Annotated in this window: 11 protein-coding genes; 1 reads left to right on the forward strand and 10 read right to left on the reverse strand. The window is 69.4% G+C overall.

The features are described from left to right. Positions 1 to 14: 14 nt before the first annotated feature. Positions 15 to 3,992 carry a serine/threonine-protein kinase gene (locus tag CAP_RS07355; RefSeq protein WP_044237742.1) on the reverse strand — a complete coding sequence of 1,326 codons (3,978 nt, stop codon included), beginning with the start codon at positions 3,990 to 3,992 and terminating at the stop codon, positions 15 to 17. A gap of 183 nt (positions 3,993 to 4,175) precedes the next feature. Here CAP_RS07355 and CAP_RS07360 point away from each other — a divergent pair, with 183 nt between their 5' ends. Then, positions 4,176 to 5,717, forward strand: coding sequence for a hypothetical protein (locus tag CAP_RS07360; RefSeq protein WP_044237744.1), 1,542 nt, complete (start codon positions 4,176 to 4,178; stop codon positions 5,715 to 5,717). Positions 5,718 to 5,741: 24 nt separating this feature from the next. On the opposite strand, the gene CAP_RS47695 is transcribed toward CAP_RS07360, so the two are convergent. The 9 genes from CAP_RS47695 to CAP_RS07400 form a co-directional block, all read right to left on the reverse strand. Beyond that, positions 5,742 to 6,125: a hypothetical protein gene (locus tag CAP_RS47695; protein WP_052374400.1), complete on the reverse strand. Its 384-nt coding sequence runs from the start codon at positions 6,123 to 6,125 to the stop codon at positions 5,742 to 5,744. Positions 6,126 to 6,275: 150 nt separating this feature from the next. Beyond that, entirely contained in the window at positions 6,276 to 6,542 is a 267-nt protein-coding gene (locus tag CAP_RS47700) for an HNH endonuclease family protein (RefSeq protein ID WP_052374401.1), read from the reverse strand. Next, positions 6,539 to 8,116 (reverse strand): ATP-binding protein, encoded by a 1,578-nt coding sequence (locus CAP_RS07370; RefSeq protein WP_231511194.1) that lies wholly within the window; start codon positions 8,114 to 8,116, stop codon positions 6,539 to 6,541. The genes CAP_RS47700 and CAP_RS07370 overlap by 4 nt, the downstream gene beginning before the upstream one ends. A 40-nt stretch (positions 8,117 to 8,156) precedes the next feature. Continuing rightward, a complete protein-coding gene (locus CAP_RS07375; RefSeq protein ID WP_197041056.1) occupies positions 8,157 to 10,802 on the reverse strand; it encodes a TIM-barrel domain-containing protein in 2,646 nt (881 codons plus the stop codon). Between the two features lie 94 nt (positions 10,803 to 10,896). Continuing rightward, the gene (locus CAP_RS07380) at positions 10,897 to 11,877 is read right to left on the reverse strand and encodes a hypothetical protein (protein ID WP_052374405.1); all 981 of its coding nucleotides are present in this window, start codon (positions 11,875 to 11,877) and stop codon (positions 10,897 to 10,899) included. Positions 11,878 to 11,942: 65 nt separating this feature from the next. Then, positions 11,943 to 12,944 carry a hypothetical protein gene (locus CAP_RS07385; protein WP_044237749.1) on the reverse strand — a complete coding sequence of 334 codons (1,002 nt, stop codon included), beginning with the start codon at positions 12,942 to 12,944 and terminating at the stop codon, positions 11,943 to 11,945. Between the two features lie 206 nt (positions 12,945 to 13,150). Next, a complete protein-coding gene (locus CAP_RS07390) occupies positions 13,151 to 14,137 on the reverse strand; it encodes a hypothetical protein (RefSeq protein WP_044237751.1) in 987 nt (328 codons plus the stop codon). A gap of 431 nt (positions 14,138 to 14,568) precedes the next feature. Then, entirely contained in the window at positions 14,569 to 14,775 is a 207-nt protein-coding gene (locus CAP_RS07395; protein WP_044237753.1) for a hypothetical protein, read from the reverse strand. A gap of 41 nt (positions 14,776 to 14,816) precedes the next feature. Next, complete coding sequence (locus tag CAP_RS07400; RefSeq protein ID WP_044237756.1) at positions 14,817 to 15,938, reverse strand: AAA family ATPase; 1,122 nt, start codon at positions 15,936 to 15,938, stop codon at positions 14,817 to 14,819. Positions 15,939 to 16,046: the final 108 nt, after the last annotated feature.

Raw genomic sequence — 16,046 nt, forward strand, 5'->3', positions numbered from 1 at the left:
GCAGCCCCCGCGGCTCACCCCTCGCGCGCCACCATCGCCTCGATCTCGGCCGGCATGCACCCGTAGGTCTCCGCCGACATCAGCAGCGCTGCGTTCTGCGGCAAACTGAGCAGGAACGACCGCGCATACGGCGTCCCCTCCAGCCCCTTCAACCGCCGCCGCAGCGGTTGCATCGCCCGTTCCACGGCCTCTCGTGCCCCCTGCAGATCCCCGAGGTCCACGCAGGCATCGTGGAGCGCCAGGTAGATCGGTGCCTCGTTCAGCAAGCTCGGCGCCCCCGCGTCCACCAGGCTCGCCGCCTCGCGCGCCAGCTCTGCCGACAGCTCCGCCTTCCCGAACCGCCGCTCCGCCTCTGCCCAGAACCCCAGCGCCACCGGGAGCACGTCCCGGTTGTCGGTCGACCGGTATGCCTCCGTCGTCAGCTTCAGCAGCGACCGCGCCCGCGAAAGCCCCGTGTCGTCGCCCCGGAGCAGCTCCACCCCGCGGTAGAACAGGATCCCGAGCGTCGTTCGATCCCGCACCACCCACATCCCCCCGGCCGCCTCGTCGGCCGTGGCCCGCGGCTCCGCGAGCAGCACGTCGAGCGACGCCTCGGGCCCGAACGTCGACGTCCAGCAGAGCAGGATCATCTGCCCCGTCCGCACCGCCCCCGCGCTCCCGATGGCCTGCGCCCGCGCGATCCCGCTCTCCACCTCCTGCAGCGCCTCGCGCCGGGCCCCCATCGTGGTCAGCGCGAACCCCACGTTCATGGTCAGCACGGCCTCGCGCTCCTGCAGCCCTGCCGCCCGCGCCGCCCGCGCCGCGTTCCTCCGCGCCTCCAGCGCTGCCGCCACCTCGCCCCGCGTCTGGTGCACCACGGCCCGCGTCTGCCAGGCGTCCACCGCGGCCCACTCCAGCTCCCGCTGCTCGGACAGCTCCAGCAAGCGCGCCGCCTCCTGCTCCGCGAGCTGGAGCTGCCCCGCGAAGGCCCGGCTGTGCGCCAGCGACGCCGTGCACTGCGCCTCCTCGTCGAGCAGCCCGAGCGCCCGCGACCTGTCCCGCACCGAGGTGAGCCGCGCCTCCAGGTCTCCTCCGACGCCGCACGCCTGGTCGTAGCGCGCCCGCGCCCCCAGCGTGAGCAGCTCGCTCGCCTCGTCGTACACGTTCTCGCTCATCGCGCGGATGCCCGCCTCACGCTCGCTCGACCGCGCGTCGAGCCGGCTGTGCGCCTGCTCCAGCAGCACCGCGCGCCCGAAGGCCGACACCTTGTCGGTCGCGAACACGTACGCCCGCTCCGCCATCATCGCCGCGTCCCGGAGCGCGTTCGTGGTCAGCGCCCGCCGCGCCGCCGACTCCCAGTGCACCGACGCCTCCTCGTGCTCCCCGCCGAGGTCCAGGTGCTGCGCCACCGTCGCGCTGTCCTCGCCCATCGCGAACAGCCAGCGCGCCGCCCGCGCGTGCAGCTCTCGCCGCAGCTCGTCCCCGAGCGACGCGTACGCCACGTCCCGCACGAGCGCGTGCTTGAACAGGTACTCCCGCGTCCCCGGGAACCGCGAGCTGCCCTGCTCCACCAGCAGCTCCGCCGACACCGAGCGCCGCAGCCCCGCCTCGGGCTCCCGCACCCCCACCGCGTTCAGCCCCCGGTCCCAGACCGAGAGCCCGAACACGCTCATCCGGATCACCGCCTCCCGCGTCGTGTCGTCGAGCGCGTCGAGGCTCACCTGGATCGCCGCCTCGATCGTCGGCGCCGTCGCCGCGTCCTTCCCGACCGCGATGACCCGCGCCAGCTCCTCCGCGAAGAGCGGCGATCCCGCCGCCTGCTGCGCGATCTTGTCGAGCAGCGCCTCGTCCTGCGGCGAGAGCGGCTCTCTCCCGATCGCGGCCATCGCCGACGCTGGCGACTGGCTCGACCGCGACGCCGCCCCGATCACCGCCCGCGCGATCTCCCGCATGGCCCGCTTCGCCATCGGCCGCAGCTCGACCCGCACGTGGTCCCGCCCCACGAACCGCTGCCCCTCTTCCCGCCAGAACGCCGGCCGCACCATCAGCATCAGGAACAGCGGGAGCCCTGCGGCCCGCCCGAGCAGGTGGTCGAGCCACGCCACGCTCTCCGGATCGGCCCACTGCGCGTCCTCGACGAGCAGCACGCACGGCCTCTCCGCCTCCACCAGCGTCAGCTCGGTCATCGACAGGTAGAGCGCCTCGCGCGCCCCCCGCACGTCCACCTCCTCGGGGAAAGGCTGGTTCGCGAGCAGGAGCGACAGCACCCCCTGATCGTCGTTGCGCAGCTTGCGCTTCCGCACCGCCGCCTCCACCGCCTCGACCGACGCCCCCTTCGGCAGCCCCATCAGCGCGCGCAGCAGATCGGCGGCCACCCCGAGCACCTGCGCCCTGCCGAACGCCTCGCACCGGAGCTGCACCACCCGCGGCCGCTCCTGCCGCTCCACCACCCGCATCACCAGCTCGCGCGCGAGCCGGCTCTTGCCGATCCCCGGCGGCCCCGACACGCTCACCACCACCGGCGTCCGGTCCTCCACGCACCGCTCGAAGGACGACAACGTGGTGATGATCTCCGCCTCGCGCCCCACGAAAGGCGTCTGCCCCTCCCGCGGCCGCGAGCTGTGCCCCACCACCACCATCGCCCCGCGCGGCATGGGCTGCAGCGCCTCCGGCAGCCGCGACGCGCCCCCGAGCTGCGGCACCCGCGGCTCGAACAGGAAGTGCCCTCGCGCCAGCTCCACCGTCGTCGCGTCGGCCACCGTGCGCCCCTCCGCCGCGCCGCGCGCGAGCGCCACGGCCCGGTCCACCACCTCGCCCGCCGACCGCGTCCGCTCCACCCGCATCCGCCCCGACGCCACCCCCACGCGCCCCCCGCGCGCCGCCAGCGCCAGCGCCAGATCCAGCGCCTGTGCCGCCTCCTGCCCGTATGCCTTGCGCACCCCGAGGTGGGCCACCACCGAGTCCACCCCGAGCGGCAGCGCGTCGGCGCCCACCACCCGCAGCGCCTCGATCTCCGCCTGACGCGCTTCTCCCTTCGCCACGTGCAGCGCCACAATGGTGGTGACGAGCCGCGTCCCCACCACCGTCCCCGGCGGGTCCGTGGTGTGCGCGGGCGCCAGGCTCCTCAGGTTCGGATCCCTGCCGATCTCCTCGAGCCTCCGCATCACCTCCCGCGCCGACGCCGGCCGCATCTCCCGGTCTGCCAGGAGCAGCGCGTAGATCAGCTCGTCGAGCTCCGCCGGCACGTCGAGGAGCAGCTCCGACAGCCGCGGCGCAGGCGTCGTCGCCAGCCGCACCAGGGTCGCGATCGACGTCGGCCCCATGTGCGGCGGCCTCCCCGCGATCAGCTCGAACAGCGTCGCCCCGAGCGAGTACAGATCGCTGCGCACGTCAACCGTCGCGTCCCCCCGCGCCTGCTCCGGGGCCATGTACGCCGGCGTCCCCACCACGCCGTTGTCGGAGGTGCGCAGCACGTCGGTCGACCCCACCGCCACCCCGAAGTCCACGAGCTTCGCCCGCGGTGGCTCTCCCGGGGCCCCGTTCAGCACGATGATGTTCGACGGCTTGATGTCCCGGTGGACGACCCCCGCCTCGTGCGCCGCTGCCAGCGCGCCGGCCACCTGCCACCCTACCTTGAGGGCTTCCTGCAGGCTCATGTGGCCTTCCCGCAGCCGCGCCTGCAGGTCCTCCCCGTCCAGCCACTCCATGGCCACGAACGCTGCCCCCTCCTCCAGCGCCCGCCCCTCTGGATCCCGTGCGCTCACCTCCAGCGCCCCGAACGCCACCACCCGCACGATGCTCGGGTGGTCCAGCTCCGACAGGAGCTGCCCCTCGCGCGACAGCCTGAGCTGCTCCCCCTCGTCCACCCCGGTCGCGTTGATGACCTTGAACGCCACGCACCGCTGCGTGATCTCGTCGAACGCCCGGTACACGGTCCCCACGCTGCCGCGCCCGACCTCGCGCTCCAGCCGGAACCTGCCTGCGACGAGCTTCCCGGCGTCCTCCATCGACATCACGGTGCTGCGCAGAACTTCGACCGAACCAGGCCCATCGGTGCCGAGAGAGTACGCCGGTTCCCGCGCCTCACGCCAGGATTTGCCGCTCTCAGAAAGAGCAGGTCACGACCCCGGACCCTGTACTAGGATGCCGCTGCCCGGGCCTGCTCACGCCCCCCGGCTCGACGACCTGCCCTCCTGATGCTCGACCGCGTCGCAGTCCACCAGACCCGGCTCCGCACCCCCGGCCTCGGCCTCGACGCCAAGGGCGTCGCCCTCGGCGCCAAGGGTCTCGTGCTCCTGCCGTCCCTCGACCGGCTCGTCGCCTTCCTCGCCCTCTACACCCGCCAGAGCTCCCTCTCCGACATCCTCCGCTCGCTCGTCGTGGAGGTCGTCCGATCCAAGCTCGGCGCCCGCGAGGTCGCCTTCACCTGCGCCGCCGAGAGCAGCGACCGCCTCGACCGCGTCGCCGAGGTCGCGCGCCTCGCCGGCGGCTACACCTTCACCGGCACCAGCCGCCACTACGTCCAGTACCGCGACGCGGGCGCCCCCTTCGGCTACGACATCCCCCAGATCGTCCCTGGCGACGCCGCCCTCGCCCTCTACCACACGACCTTCTCCCAGACCTACGAGGTCGAGCGCAAAGTCGACCTCCGCGCGCTCCTCCTGCGCCTCCAGCCCCACCTCGATCCCACCGCCGGCCGCGAGCCTGGACCGCGCTGGATCCTCGCCGAGTACGGCCTCGGCCCGGCCCTCATCCACTACTTCGTCCGCAGCGCCGTCGACGCCGAGGTCGGCCTCGTCGAGTGGCCCCCCCAGTCGAGCTTCGACGACGCCCCCGTCCGCCGCTACCTCTTCCGCCTCAACACCGTCCCCGAGCGCATGGTGCCGCTCCTCTCCAGCACCCCCGGCCTTGGCTACTTCGTCCCCGCCGCGCCTGGCGCCGCCGTCGAGATGGGCCACCGCCACCCTGTCAACCTCCGCGCCTGCCCTGTCTTCAGCGACGCCGGCCTCGTCCTCTTCCGCGGCCGCGCCGAGCCCCTCGACATCGCGCGCCTCCCTGCCTTCGGCGACGTCGCCGCCTTCGCCCGCGTCGAGCTGCGCAAGGACGACGCCCGCCTCGCCCCCTCCAGCGCCGACGCCGTGCAGCCCGACGCCGTCTCCCTCGCGCTCCGCCTCCTCCCCAGCACCGAGCCCTGGCGCGCCATCACCGCCTCCTGGATCCGCACCGAGCACATGCCCTTGCTCCGGCGCATCGCCTACGCCCTCGGCCCCGACACCCTGCGCAAGGTCCGCGTCGCCTTCACCGCCGAGGGCGCCTTCCTCCGCAACCCTACCGGCATCGAAGACATCCCTGTCGGCGAGTTCTTCCGCGAGATCCACCCCGGCCTGTACATCCCTGCCGGCTACGACGCCGTCCCTGCCGTCGCCCCTGCCGTCCTCCACCGCGCCCTCGGCTCCCCCTCGGGCCAGGTCCTCTTCATCGCCCGCACCGGCCGCGCCGTCGGCGTCCCCCAGGAAGCCTTCGTCTCCCTCGAAAACGCCCTCCTCGAAGCCCAGGCGTGGACCCCCATCGCTGCCCACTCCACCGGCCTCACCACCGCCCTCGCCACCGACCTCCCCGAGGTCGTCCTCACCTCCGTCGGCATCCGCCCCCTCCGCGACCTCGCCGGCGACCCCGACCCCCCCGCCTTGCCCTCCCCGAACGCCGACGCCGACGACCCGGGCCGCCTCACCCGCTGAGCCGCGCCGCCGGGGTTCTTCGGGTCACCAGGAGAGCGCCTCTGGAGCGCGCTCGAACAGCGCACGTAGCTCGGCAATCTGGCCCTGCTGCCGCTGCATCTCGTGCCACACCGTGCGCTGGTTCATCCTCTGGAAGGCATCAACAAGCTGCTGGAGGTGATCGGTTGCAGCTCGTTTATCACGGGCTTCAAGGTACTCCGTCAGATGCGCACGGTAGCTTCTGTAAGCAGATTCTCGTGCGTTCAGGAGGGTATCGCGATGGTTCAGCTTGAGCACCTCGATGGTATAGGCGGCCCGCGCGAACGCGAGGCAGTTTCGTTGTGCTCTTGGGTGGAACCAGAACGGCCAGACCAGATCGAGCTGCAGAAACCGCAGCGGGTCCTCACGGCGAGGATCGATCAGCAGCATCCGCCCTGCTTCCGGTGGCACGACAGCCGCTCGGCGGCCGCGGGTCACATCCACGAACTGCCGTCTCGTTGCGGAGAGCACTCCGAATTGATCTTTCTTCGCCCCGTTGCACCGACCGCACGCGAACAGATAGTTTTCCCAGACGAAAGTCTACTCTGGGTAGAGGCTCTTCGGCCGCACATGTTCGATCTCGTCCGCGGCTGAGTCCTCGCAGTACATGCACCGACTATTTCCGGCGCACATGTTCCGAAGAACCTCACGGACAGGCGCGAAGCGATCGTGGTCCCGGTTTTTCCATGCCGTCTTCGCCTTCGTGACCCGCTGCTCGTAAACCGTGATCTCATCGAGGGCGGCCTGCTTCGTTTTGAGCATATCTGCCACCTGGCGCGGCAGGTCACTCTCGCCAATGCGGATCACGACGCCTCGTGGGCGGCCGGGAAGATCCCGCGCAGACGTGTCTGCTCGGCAAGCTCCTCGCCGTTGAGCCCCTCCTCGATCTCCTTCCGGTTCAGGTTTGCAAGCCGGCGCAGCAGGTCGAAAGCCTTCTCAGACCGGCCGATGCTGCCCATGGCTTCCGTGTCGTAGGCCTCGACCAGATCGCCGTACAGCAACCGATCCAGCTCCACGCCTCGGACCATCCGGCCTTCTTCATCCGTTCCGGGCTGTGGTAGCCGGAAGATGGATCCCTTCTCCGCTGCTTGGCAGACGAGGACGCTGTGGGTGGTGACGATGAACTGGATCCAGGGAAAGTGCTCGCGGAGCCAGAACCCGATGCGTCGCTGCCAGCTCGGGTGCAGGTGAGCGTCGACCTCGTCGATGAGCACAAGTCCAGGGCACACGATGGTCTCGGCCTTGGCATCAAAGACCTTACCTGCCCCGAAGTGGGACGCGAGCTGGCGGATCAACTCCAAGGTCAAGCTGAGGACGGAACGGTAACCATCACTCAGCTCGCTAATGGGGATCTCTGCACCGCTTGCATCGACAAACGACACTCCGTCCTCAGTGATCTTCGAGAGCTGGACATCATTGGGGAGGAAGCCCTCCTGGTTGACGAACGTGATCAGCTGGTCGAGGAGTTTAGCGATGTCAGGCTGTTTTTGAGACTTACGTTGAAGCTCTTTCAGCCAGACGAGGCTCTCCGTCATCGACACCCGCTCATCGAAGAGAGAGCTGTGGCGAGCGACAAGCGGGTAGGCGTTATACGAACGCTCAAACTCTGGATCTCCTCCAGTGAATCGCCGGAAAGGCCCGAAGCCGGCACTGAAAACGCCGCTGAGCATTCGACTCCGTCCTGTGGATCTGGAAGGCAGGTTGCCCGAGAGAACCAAAGAGGACTCCTCTTCGCTCCAATCTTCTTCCGCCGCCTCCGTTGGAAGTAGACCGTTTTTACGCGGTAGAGCGACTGCTACCGAAACACGAAGCGCCATCCGGTCCGCTTCCCAGCGCATCCAGCTTTTCATGTCAATCCGGAGAGCAGAACGTTCGTCCGGTATTAGGAGGAGCAGCGCGATACAGCGTAGGAACGAACTCTTGCCGGCGCCGTTGTCGCCGAGGATCACATGCCATCCTGGACCTCTGGTTGCGGTCCAGCGGAGGGAGACAATGGAGCGGAGATTCTCGATTTCGACCTCAGAAAGATATCCAAGCACCGACTTCGGCGGCGACGAGGACATGTCATCGGGTGAAGGCGGAAGCAAAGCCTTGATCTCGTCCTCGTCAGGGATCGTGGCGTCAGCTCTGACCGTCAAGACTACGATCATGTTGACGTCCCAAGGCTGGCTGAGGAGCACGCGGTGTCGCCCGACCTTGCCCTGATACACCGGCGTACCAGGATGAGGCACACGGTGTAGTTCTCTCCGCCTCGGACTGCGCGAGAACGCGTCGAGCCATTCGCGGACCTTGGACGCTTCCGCCGGTGCAAGCTCTGCGAGTTCCTTGCTCGCGCCCTCAGTGAACAAAACCGGACATCGCGCCTCTTCGTTCTCTGTCACGCCCACTCCTTTACCCCATGTGCCCGCCGCCGCATCTCGCTCACATCCCCTCGATCTCCACCACGCTCTCCGCCGCCACCTTCACCACCACCGTCCCCCCCATCCGGTCCACGTAGGTCCACCCCTCCGCCACCCCCTCCAGCGCTGCCTCGTTGGCCACCTCGTCCAGCGCCACCCCCTCCCGCGTCACCGCGCCTGGCGCTGCGCCCACCGCCACCACCTCCAGCACCGCGCCTTCCTTCAGCTCTGCCCCTGGCTTCCACGCCACCGACATCCCTCCCTCGCCCCGCGCCCGCCCGATCTCCCCTCCATCGAACAGCGTGAACGTCTCCAGCCTCCGCTCCTCCTCCGTCGCGTCCTTCGCCACCGCCCCGACCCGCGCGTACAGCAAGCCCGCCGTCGTCGCGTAGCTGTCCACCCGCGCCGGATCGCTGGTCGGCGCCAGCGTATCGATCGTCGGCCGCAGCATCGGCACCATCCCCCCCTCGCGCAGGAACAGCGGCAGCACCCCGAGCGGCGCGTCCACCGTGATCCTCTTCCCGCCCTCGTGCACCGCGCCGTCCCACCACCCGATCCAGCGCCCTGCGGGCAGCAGCACCTCCCGCTCCCGGGCGCCCCGCGTCACCACCGGCGCCACGAGCAGCGCGTCGCCGAGCAGGTACGTATCGCTCGGGTGCTCCCCCAGCTCCGGGTGCGCCAGACCCAGCGCCCGCTGGATGGGGCGCCCGTCCTCCGCGAGCCGCGTCGCATACGACCACAGGTACGGGAACAGCCGCAGGTGCAGCCGCGTGTACTCCCGGTACCAGCCGAGCATCTCCGCGTCGAAGCCCGTCTCGGCGCTGAACTCCCAGGCCACGTTGTTCGTGCTCGTCCCCACCTGCATCACCGTCGACAGCGCCGTCTGCTCGAACCAGCGCGTGAACGTCTCCTTGTCGGGCGGCGAGTGCCGGTAGCCACCCGTGTCGGCCCCGTAGAACGGGAACCCCGACGGACCGAGCGACAGCCCCGCCACCACCGACGCCGGCAGCCCTCCCACCGCCCCGTCGCCGTCCTCCCCGATCGGCTCCCCGTGCAGGCTGAACGTCGCGTCCAGATCGCCGGGCCAGAGGATCGGCCCGTTCACCTGATCCCCGTACATCCCCGACCGGCACAGCAGAAACCCCCCGTCCTCCGGCAGCGTCTCCGCGTACGCCTGGTGGTAGAGCCGCTGGTACAGGTTCTTCATCGTCCGCTCGTCGCTCCCGTCGGCGAACTCCCACCGGTTCCGCGCCGTGTTCAGCCCCGGCACGATGTCCTCCGCGTAGTCGAGCTTGAACCCCTCGATCCCCATCTCCGTGTAGCGCCGGATCAGCGCCTGCCACCACGCCATCGCCTCCGGCTTCGACAGGTCGATGGGCCGCCCCCAGTCGTTCAGCCAGATCCCCACCACCTCCGGCCAGAACCCGCCTGCCTCCGCCTCCGCCTGCAGCGCCGCCGTGGCCGGGCTCTCCTCGTCCAGGTAGGGCACGTGCCACAGCGCCATCCGCATCCCCAGCGCGTGCGCGTGCGCGATCATCGCCTCCGGGTCCGGGAACCGCGCCGCCTCGAAGTCGAACGTCCCCTCCGCCGTCGCGTAGGGCCTGTCGATCCAGTACCCCGTCGTCGCCAGATCCAGGTCCCGGATCGTCTCCAGGTCGGACACCACCTGCGCCTGATCGTCGTGCTCATCCCGCCAGATCCACGGCCCGAGCGCCCACCGCGCCGGCAGCTTCGGGTACCCAGTCACCTCGTAGTAGTGGCGCGTCACATCGAGCGGGTGTGCCTCGCCGAACAGATGAAACGTCAGCCCTTCGCCCGAGAACATCCCCGTCCCGAAGGCCGCCTCCACCACCTCGTCCGCCTCCGTCGCCACCGCGAACGCGCCGGGCAGCGCCGACTCCACGAACAGCCCCCACCCCCGCGTCCCGATCAGCAGCGGCACCGGCACGTGCGCCTCGTTGTAGCTGCTCTCCAGATCCGCCTGCAGCTCGAGCTGCATCGCCCGAACCTTGCCCCGGTGGCTCACCGCGTCGAAGTACTCCCCGAGCCCGTAGAACCCCTCGGTCGCGTCGGCGTGCGCCCGCAGCCGGTAGTACGCCACCTGCGGCCCGCCCTGCGGCTGCGCCTCTCCCGCGAGCGACCACCGCGCCTTCACCGCCCCCGCATGCGACGCCTCCACCACCAGCGTGGCCTCGATCCCCTCGCCGTACGAGAGCCCCAGCGTGAGCGACCCCTCCTCCTCGCCCTTCACCGCCATCGCCTGCACCTGCCGCCAGGTGATCTCCTGCGGCGTGTAGAGCGCGTTGGGCACGTAGATCCGGTACGGATCGTAGTTCGTCTCGTCGTCGACGGTGGCCATGGTCCCCAGCTCCAGCCCGTCGGCCTCGAACCGGAGCAGCGTGGCGTCCCCCCGCGAGAGCGTCACCGTGCGCCCCCCCGTCTCCACCCGCACCGTGATCTCCCCCGACCGGAGCTCCGCCGTCTCCCCGAGCGGCGCCACCTTCTCCTCGCCCGCGCAGCCCGCGAGCCCTGCGAGCCCCGCGAGCCCCGCGAGCCCTGCGAGCCCCGTGAGCGCCGCACCTCCAGCGCCCACAGCAACCGCGACCCGCAGCGACGCAGCCAAGAACCCCCCCCGGCGGATGCCCCTCACCCAGCAGCCATGGCGCATCCCGCGACGATACCCGCCCCCGCGCCTGCTCAGGAACCGCTTCTTCCGGGGACGCTTGCTCCTGTTCCGGGCGCGCTCGCCCGTGCCTGAGGACTCAGGGCGCGCAGCAGAAGGTCGACGGGAGCGCGGGCGTGATCTTGCCCGTCGGCTGGCCCCCGCCGGGCTCGCAGGTGCCTTCCGTCTCGACCTCCCACGTCACCGCGATTCCCCCGAGCGCGTCGGGGGCCACGTTCTCGGCGCAGGCGACCTCCGTGAGGCTGGCCGAAGCATTCGCGAGCTCGTCGGTGCATGCCTCGTCGGAGAAGGCGGTCAACCGCGCATCGCACACCCCACCCTCGGGAGGCCCGCACGTGCACGCCGTGCAGCCCAGCTCCCCGTCCACGTCGCCGAAGAACACCCGCCGCTCCGGGTAGCCCGCGGGGCATACCGGCTCGTCACGATCCTTGAAGACGCAGTGCCGGAAGCCCTCGGCTTCTGGCGCGCACTGCTGGCCTCCATCTTCGCAAGCCACCGCCTCCCCCACGCGGGTGCACGCGCGCGCGAAGAACGCCCATGCGAACGGGCCGGAGGCGGGCACCGGGCCCACCTGGGGCGTGCACGCGCCGACGCTCGTGCTCGTCGTGACCAGCGAGCCCGTCGCACCAGGGATGGACGTTGCCGGCGCGCACGCGCCATTCCAGCCCTGCGGCAGCGCGAGCGCGTGATCGTCCGGGCCCGGCTCTTCTCCCGTGCACGCCGCGTCCTCGCGCACCACCACGGTGCTCGGCACCTGACACGCTGCCCCCGTGCACAGGCAGGGAGGGCACCCACCCGTGTGCCTGAAGCCGTCGTGACCTTCGTACACCATCGCCGGCGCCTGCTCCGGGCACGCTGGCGCCACCGCGTCTGCGGTCCCCGTCCACAGCAGCACGGGCCCTTGCCAGCCGAGGGCAGGCACCGGCACGCACGTCCCACCGTTGCACCCCTCGCAGGGACGCTCGCAGGTCAAGCAGGGATCACTGCACGTGTAGAGATCGATGCGTCCAGTGCTGCACGAGACCACGAACAGCGCTGCGAGGAGCGCGCCGGAGCCCATGATTCGCCACGTTCTGGAGGACGGGGAGAGCATCGACGGGGGGCAGCTTACCAGATCTCGTCGCCCTACCTGGCTGGCGCACAGCAGAAGGTCATGGGATCGCGCCCCGAAAGCTCCCCCGTGGGTTGACCTCCCGTGGCCGTACAGATGCCTGGCTCGTTGTTCTTCCACGTCCCCCGCAGGCTGGTGAAGTCCACCCAGCTCGGCCCGGACCAGCCGAGGCAAGGCTCGTGATCCAGGCCGGTTGTCATCAGCATTCCCTGGTCCGCGCACTCCGGCTCCGAGTGCCAGTAGATGCGCGCCCGACAGTTCGCGCCGAGCGGCTCCCCGCAGGCGCAAGGCGCGCATCCGAGTGCGCCCTCGGTTCCCGTGAAGAACGCGCGCCGCTCCGGGTAGGCCGCTGGACACTCGGGAGCCTCCGCTTCCGGGCGCGACACGCACTTCTCGAACCCCTCCGGTACGGGCATCCCTCTCCCGGGGCGCCCCGAGGTCCCGGGTGCCGCAGGCGCATGGCAGGCCCGCGCCTGCATCTCCCAGGCGTGCTCCGCGACCACCGCCTCCGGGCCCGCGATGGGCGCGCAGGGGGTCGCCACGGTGCGCGAGAAGTGGATCGACATGTACGTCCCCGCCTCGATCGGCGGGTGCGTCACGCACGTCCCGTCCCAGTCCTCTGGCACCGGGAAGGAGAAGATCTCCGGATCGGGCACCTCGTACACGTTGCACATGTTCTCGTTGTAGACCTCGACCCGAGGCATCTCGCACGCTGACGGGCCGCACGCGCACGAGGGACAGCTCTGCCTCGTGGAGAGCCCACTGAAGCCCTCGAAGAACACCTGCGGTGCCTCCACCGGGCATGCTGGCGCCTCTTCCGCGCTGCTACCCCACCAGAGGAGCACAGGTGGTTCCCAGCCGAGCGCGAGGTCGTCGTCGTCGCACGCGCCGTTCGCGCACGGATCACAGGCCTCGTCGCAGCAGGGGCCCTCGCACGCGTCGGTGTGCCCTTCCCCCTGAGAGCAGCCTGCCGTGACGAGGAGCCCCGCGAACGTGAGCAGGAGCTTGATGGTCATCACAGGTGCAGATCGTTTTCAGTGATTCACCGATCAAGTCAAGGCACTGGAGGGTGTGTATGCACCGATGTTCTGCTGCATTGGTGCCATCTCGGATTTGTTCTCGGATTTGTTCTCCGTGAGGAAAAGAGCGTGACGGGTTCACAATGCAAAATGGCCCAGCCCTCACCTGGGCAAGGCTGTCCATCCTCTCAGCCCTCACGGACCTACCCTGGCCGTGCACAGCAGAAGGTCATGGCTTCGCGCTCGGACAGCGCGCCCACCGCCTGGCCCCCGGTGGCCGTGCAGGTACCCGGCTCGTTGACCTGCCATGTTGCTCTCAAGCTCCCGAGCGTGATGGGGCTCGGCCCGGACCAGCCCGTGCACTGTGGGTGCTCCAGGGTTGTCAGCATGCCTGGCGCATCGCCCGCGCAGCCCTGCGCGATGTGCACCCTCACGAGGGCCTGGCACTTCGCGCCGAGCGGCTCACCGCAGGCGCAGGGCGTGCAGCCGAGCGCGCCCTCGACCCCCCCGGAGAACGCATGCCGCTCCGGATACGCCTCCGGGCACGCTGGAGCATCCTCTTCCGGGCGCCAGACGCACGCCGCGAACCCTTCGGCCACCGGCCCTCCGTGGCGGGCGTCTCCCGGCGCATGACAGGCGCGCCCGCGGGTCTCCCAGGAGTGCTCCGCGATCATCGGCTCTGGACCGGTGATCGCAGCGCATGGCGTGGCAACGGTACGCGAGAAGTGAACGGACATGTACGTGCCCGCCGCGATGACCGGATCGGCCGTCGCGCACGTCCCGTCCCAGTGCTCCGGTAGCGGAAAGGGGATGATCTCCGGATCGGGCACCTCGTACACGTTGCACATGTTCTCGTTGTACGCCTCGACCCGAGGCATCTCGCACGCCGACGGGCCGCACGCGCACGACGGACAGCTCTGCCTCGTGGAGAGCCCGCTGAAGCCCTCGAAGAACACCTGCGGTGCCTCCACCGGGCATGCTGGCGCCTCCTCCGCGCTGCTGCCCCACCAGAGGAGCACAGGTGGTTCCCAGCCGAGCGCGAGGTCGTCGTCGCACGCGCCGTTCGCGCACGGATCACAGGCCTCGTCGCAGCAGGGCCCCTCGCACGCGTCGGTGTGCCCTTCCCCCTGGGAACAGCCTGCCGTGACGAGGAGCCCCGCAGACGTGAGCAGGAGCTTGATGGTCCTCACAGATGCAGATCGTTCTCAGTGATTCACCGATCAAGTCAAGGCACTGGAGGGAGCGTATGGGTTAAGGGCTTACTGCATTGGTGCCATCTCAGATCTGTTCTCGAATTCAACGGATGAAGAGGAATCGACCGAGATGAGCGGATCCGCCCCCAGGTCCCCCCAGAGCTACACGCGACGCTTCGGGGGGAATCCGGGGGAGGTATGTCTCGCGCCACCAGGAAAGCGCATCTCAGGGACGGCGGGGGCGCCTCAGCAAGCTGGCCCTGGCGGAGGAGGGCAAGGGCGAGGTCGTGCTGGCCTTGCGTCTGCGCGGGGTCGCGGGCGAGCAGTCGTCGGGAGAGGTCCAACGTTCTCGTCAACGAGGGACCGGGTGCGGTCGAGGCCGCCTCGGCCAAGGCAGAGGCGATTGCGGGTGACAAAATCCATGGTCTTCAGGGGGAGAGGCGGCGCATCTCCAGCCGCGCGTCGTGCAGAGAGGGGATATGCACCCCTTCATCAGCACGCGGCTTCTCGAACCAGCTCCTGGCAGCCTCGCTCGGGGTGATGGCCCCCGCGCGTTGCTTGTAGGAGGCTGTCTCGTCCACGTCACCGGATCCGCTGAACCAGGCGAACCACGTCTCGATGCTCCAGGTGGGCACACAGAGCGCAATTCGCTCGTCGTCCTCGCGTGGGTGCTGCGTCAGGTCTGCCCCTCATCCCATCCGCGGGCGATCGCTTCGGAAGCCTTCAACCCAGCGTCGAGATCGATCTGCAGCGGCCTCACTCGGGCCACGTCTCCGCTGGGCCGCTCGAACTTGAAGGCGTCTCCGGGCGCGAGGTAGTCGATCACCTCGGGGTGATGCGAAATGATGAGGAGCTGGCTCCGGGTCTCCTCGACGACCTCCGAGAGCTTGCCGAGCCAGGGCTGAACCTCACGGAGCGAGATGAAGTTGTCGGGCTCGTCGAAACACAGAACGCTTGCCCGGCGTGCCGCGAGGCGGAGGATGGCATAGAGGGCGAAGATCTCGCGCTGACCGCTGGAGAGCTCATCGAAGGACAGGTTGTAGGATTTGCCCTGCTGACCCTGACCTGAGGCGAAGGTCGCGACGAGCTCCTTGGCAGAGCCGGCGGTGGGTACGAACCTGAAGGACTGGAGGTCCTCGAAGATCTCACGCATGTCCTGGTTGAGCGTGCCGATGGCTTCGGGATCTTCGGACGAGGCGTTGCGATACCAGTAGGCCAGGTTGCTGCCGTCGCGCTCCAGCCAGTGAGCCTCCTTCTTGCTGACGGCGGTCATACGTGCCGGGTTCAGACGGAACACCCAGAAGCTGGCGATGATGTTCTTGAACCGCATGAGCCGCTGGTTCTCAGGCCGCTCATCGAGAATGCCCAGGAAGGAGCGCCTGGGATCCGCAGGGAAGCTCGTGCCGAGCTTGCCCTGGTCATTGTAGAGATGGACCTGGCGCGCCTCGTACTTGAACAGTGTCGTCCCGTTGAAGTCGACATGCTCGCGCTGAATCGACGCCGTGCTGATCTTTCTGTTCTGCTCCACCTCCAGCACGTACCTGTACATCCCCTCGTCGATCTCGACGTCGATCTCGAAGCGCTGGGTGTCGCGTGAATCCCACCTCGTCAGGCTGGCAGCAGGGATCCTTTCCTCGACGGCCTCACCGAACACCACGATGTCCTGAACCGCTTCGAGCACCTGGAAGACGCAGCTCTTGCCTGAGCCGTTGCCGCCGACCAGCAGGTTGACGCTCCGGGGGTGGAACTCGAAGTTGACGAGACACTTGTAGTTGTCGGCGTAGATGCGCTTCAGCATGGGAGGGCCCAGGAGGATGTGGCCACGACCTTAGAAGAGTGGAAGCGCCGTGGCCATCCCTCAGGTTCGGGGGCCGAAGCTGCATGGAAGGCGCGCTGAGCCGGCAGG

This window comes from Chondromyces apiculatus DSM 436 (genome assembly GCF_000601485.1).
GTDB lineage: Bacteria > Myxococcota_A > Polyangia > Polyangiales > Polyangiaceae > Chondromyces > Chondromyces apiculatus.

Excerpts from the sequence above, each read along its gene's own strand:
- CAP_RS07355 (WP_044237742.1), bottom strand. The coding sequence starts at position 3,992 with ATGTCGATGGAGGACGCCGGGAAGCTCGTCGCAGGCAGGTTCCGGCTG.
- CAP_RS07360 (WP_044237744.1), top strand. The coding sequence starts at position 4,176 with ATGCTCGACCGCGTCGCAGTCCACCAGACCCGGCTCCGCACCCCCGGC.
- CAP_RS47695 (WP_052374400.1), bottom strand. The coding sequence starts at position 6,125 with ATGCTGCTGATCGATCCTCGCCGTGAGGACCCGCTGCGGTTTCTGCAG.
- CAP_RS07375 (WP_197041056.1), bottom strand. The coding sequence starts at position 10,802 with ATGCGCCATGGCTGCTGGGTGAGGGGCATCCGCCGGGGGGGGTTCTTG.
- CAP_RS07380 (WP_052374405.1), bottom strand. The coding sequence starts at position 11,877 with ATGGGCTCCGGCGCGCTCCTCGCAGCGCTGTTCGTGGTCTCGTGCAGC.
- CAP_RS07385 (WP_044237749.1), bottom strand. The coding sequence starts at position 12,944 with ATGACCATCAAGCTCCTGCTCACGTTCGCGGGGCTCCTCGTCACGGCA.
- CAP_RS07400 (WP_044237756.1), bottom strand. The coding sequence starts at position 15,938 with ATGCTGAAGCGCATCTACGCCGACAACTACAAGTGTCTCGTCAACTTC.